Here is a 4,250-nt window from a genome sequence, read left to right as displayed (position 1 = left end):
ATAGCTGAACCACCAGAATAGCTAGGACTATTTTGATTATTCCAAGAACCTTTATAGGAAATATTAATGTTATCTTGTTCATACTTACCAGGAGTTAAAGGTACAGTTTTATTTAAATTTATTATTGTATTGTTAGGAGAATAACTTATATTATCAACATTAGAATTAGATAACTTGACTCTTATAGTATTAGTACTTAAATTTAAGCTGTCATTTGAGTTGATTGTATTTAATTTAACTGTTCCTTCTTTAAGGATTTTAGCTTTTATTATTGCTAGAGTACCATTACCTGATACACCTGTTTTATTTCCTTTCATTGAAATAGCAAAAGATGCTTGTCCGTTTTCTATTTTTCCGTTAGCACCTAATGGAGTAAGAATTTCAGTATTACCAAATATATTACCTTTAGTAACACTTTCTATTTCTAAAAGGCTTTCATCATATAGAAAATCAATGGATCCTCCATATAAGTCTGTTACGTTTGATATGTTTACAGCAATTTCTATTATATTTCCTACTTTAGCTTCTCCAGTTACTGTATATGAAACAGAAGGAGTGGTAGCTGCAAAGACAGTATTATTTGTATTAAATAATATTAATTCAAATAAAAATAAAATTGATAAAAATAGTGAAAATTTATTTTTATGAAATTTAAATTTATTTTTCAAACTTAATCCCCCTTAGTTTAATAAAATTTTAATATAATTTTACTATAAAGATAATATTATGTAAATAATTTGGTTAAATAAGGACAAAAGTACATATATTATTACTTTGTACTAAATTTATATAAATTATGTAAAATTATTGATTAAAATAAAGGTTTTATATAAAATAATTATTATATAAATATAGATATTAATGTAATTTTAAAATAAATTCAGAATACAATGAATTTATTTTATTTAAATTAGATTTATTAAGTACTATATTTTATTTAGATTTATTTCTAATAAATAAGGGGGAAAGATAATGATAAGATTAATTAAAAAGTTAAGTTTGTTTTTAGTAATAACATTAATAATTAATAGTTTTATTGTTATTAAATCGGAAGCAGATGTAAAAGAAGGAGCTCAAGAGCTTACTAATATTATAGTATTTATAAATTTTTCAGATAGCGAAGGAAATTTTATGGAAAATAGAAGGAATACTATAATTGAAATGTATAATGGGACAAGCATTAAATCTTTAAGTAATTATATTTCAACTATTTCTAACGAGAAAGTAAAAGTAAATAATTATTTTCCACAAGATAATAATAGTGTTATTATTCCATATACATTGTCTCAACCAAGAAGCTATTACAATAGTTCAAAAGAGTATGAAATGATAAAAGAAATAATAAGTCATATTTCTGTAGATACTAGTATTAATTTAGATAGAAATAATGATGGTCAAGTAGATAATGTTACTTTTGTATTTCAAGGATCTTCATCATCAATGGATGATGTTTTTTGGCCTCATAAATCTAATCATAATAATGGTTCATCTATAAATGGAAAAGCTGTTAATACATATAATGTTCATAATGAAAAAAGTATATTTCAAGAGGTTGTTTCAGGACAAAAAGGAGTTATAGCTCATGAATTTTTACATTCTTTAGGGTTACCTGATTTATATCGTGGAAGTGGTAGTGGTAAACCAGTAGGAGAATGGGATATAATGGCTCTTAATTCTGTATTTCTTCAATATCCTTTAGCTTATTTAAGAAAAGATTGGGTTGGAATAGATACAATAAATAAAAGTGGAACATATACATTAGAGCCTGTAAGTTCAAATCCAGATAATCAAGCTTTTATAATAAAAACACCTTTATCAGAAAAAGAATTTTTTATGGTTGAATATAGAAAGCAAGGGAATCCATATAAAGATGAGTTAGAAGGAAGGATTCCGGGTTCTGGACTGATAATATATAGGGTAAATACATCAGAATATACTAACTTTTCAGGGGATAAAGATTTCTTATATATATTTAGACCAGGAGAAACAGGAGAAGGGGATGCGGCAGGTAATATAAGAGAAGCATTTTTATCTGAGGAAAGTGGCAGAACTTCTTATGGAACATCAGATATGAATGCAAAAATAACTGATGGAGCTATAACTTATTCTTCAGGATTAAATAGTGGAATAGTAATAAAAAATGTATCTTCAGCAGGAGATAGTATAAGCTTTGATGTAGAACTTCCAGACTTAAGTAATGATGGTGTTTGGAATTTAGTAGGCAATGGAACTGTAAATAGTGGTGATTCAGATGAGTTTTCTATGGATGTAGTAGGGAATGAAATTTATATTACATATTCAGAAGGAGATTTTAATAAAGACTTAAAAGCTATTAAATATGATGGAGCCAATTGGGTTAGCTTAGGTAACTCTATCGCAAAGGTTACAGACAAATCGAAAATAAAAGTTTATAATGGAGTACCTTATGTATTATATAATGACTATGATTATAAATTAAATATTTCAAAGTTTGAAAATGGAAATTGGACAAAATTGCAGACAATTACTAGTGATATAGCTCAATATTCAGATATGATTGCTACAGAAAATGGTCTTTATATAGCATATACTGATCCGTATCAAGATATTTTAAAGGTTGCAAAATTTAATACTGTGACAAATAAGTTTGAGAATATTGGCTCAGATATTGATAGGGGTTATATATATGGATTAAGTATTACTGAAAATAATGGAGAAGTTTATGTTTCTTATTCAAATTTTTATAGCTCAGATAAGATTAAGGTTAAAAAGTATAGCAATGGTAGTTGGGCAGATGTAGGCAATTTAGATATAATTGCAAAAAATACAAATATAATTGCACAGGATGGAAAGATATATTTAGCAGTTGCAACTCCTTCTATAAGGGTTTATGAGTTAAAGGATAATAATTGGATTAAGCTTGGAAATGATTTAGCTAGTAAAGAGGGAAATTATCCAAAGTTACAAATGTCAAATAAAAATCTTTATGTTTCCTATATTGATACAGAGACAGAAGAGATTAAATTAAAAGTATTTGATGGAACTGATTGGGTACAAGATGGATATAGGGTATCAGATAAACCTATAATTAATCTTAATTTTGATGTGGTTAATGGAGTTGGATATATAGGTTATATAGATACAGATGGATTAATTGAAGTTAAAAATAGAACTTTAAATAAAGTTACTTCTGAATATGAAGCAGAAGATGTAGATAAAAATGGAACAGTTGATATCTTAGATCTATCAAAGGTTGCATTAAAGTATAATGTAGATAGCAATAGTGATTCCTTTGAGGAGGATTTAGATATAAATAAAGATAATATAATAGATATTTTTGATTTAGTATTAATATCAAAAAAAATTGAATAGAATAATATTAAAAAATATCCAAGTAAGCTAAATGATAGCCTTACTTGGATTATTTTTATTCGTTAGGAACTTCATAATATATAATATTAGAATTATCCTCATTAATAGATGGAGTAGTTTGAGCATTATCATCTTTATAGTTTGAGAATGTAAGTGTTATAGTATAATCCCAATTACCATCATATTGAACTCTTATAGATCTATTACTATAATTTATTGTTCCAGTACCATTAGCTATACGTCTAACTAAATTTTCGAAGTTATCGTAATATTTATCATCAAATACGCCACTAAAGATTTCAGAATCACTAGGAGTAGCTGTAGAGATTGATTTGTCCCCAATCATAAGCTTTAATAAGTATAATACATATTTATCATTTTCTGCAAAATCACATCTTATAGTAATAATAGAATCTATATTATTTAGACCGTTCATATTCTTAAATTGAAGTCTACCATCATTAATATTTATAGTATTTGAGTCAACAGCTGTCCATCCAATATTTTTTAAGTGTTCATATACTGAGTCACCTATACCATTTTTATTAAAACCTTCAGAAGCAGTTAAAACAGGTGCTTCATTTATTTCAGGGCAATTAATAGTATTTTGTGCTATATTAATACCATCATCAATAGCTTCATTAGAAGAATTATCTTCTATAGCAATATTATTATCAGTAGCGTCATTAGAAGAATTATCTTCAATAACAACATTATTATCAGTAGTTTCATTAGAAGAAGTATCTTCAATAACAACATTATTGTCAGTAGTTTCATTAGAAGAAGTATCTTCAATAACAACATCATTATCAGTAACTTCAATAGAAGAAGTATCTTCAATAACAACATTATTGTCAGTAGTTTCATTAGAAGAAGTATCTTCAATAACAACATCATTA

The 4,250-nt window shown here is 26.2% G+C and carries 2 protein-coding genes and 1 pseudogene; 1 reads left to right on the top strand and 2 read right to left on the bottom strand.

Features of this window, described 5'->3' with window-relative positions; translation table 11 throughout:
- Positions 1–668: cohesin domain-containing protein (locus H9660_RS10855; protein ID WP_243190649.1), on the bottom strand; the 668-nt coding region annotated here is incomplete at its 3' end.
- A 304-nt stretch (positions 669–972) separates the two neighbouring features.
- On the opposite strand from H9660_RS10855, the gene H9660_RS10850 reads away from it, so the two are divergent.
- Entirely contained in the window at positions 973–3,351 is a 2,379-nt protein-coding gene (locus H9660_RS10850) for a M6 family metalloprotease domain-containing protein (RefSeq protein ID WP_191750399.1), read from the top strand.
- A gap of 55 nt (positions 3,352–3,406) precedes the next feature.
- Here H9660_RS10850 and H9660_RS10845 read toward each other — a convergent pair.
- Positions 3,407–4,250: pseudogene (locus H9660_RS10845) on the bottom strand (hypothetical protein); the annotation flags it as partial.

Source organism: Clostridium gallinarum (assembly GCF_014836325.1).
Classification (GTDB): domain Bacteria; phylum Bacillota; class Clostridia; order Clostridiales; family Clostridiaceae; genus Clostridium; species Clostridium gallinarum.
Note: the sequence above shows the minus strand (reverse complement) of the source record. Positions and strands in the feature narration are given on the sequence as shown.

Coding starts and splice junctions, on each gene's coding strand:
- H9660_RS10850 (WP_191750399.1), top strand. CDS start 973: ATGATAAGATTAATTAAAAAGTTAAGTTTGTTTTTAGTAATAACATTA.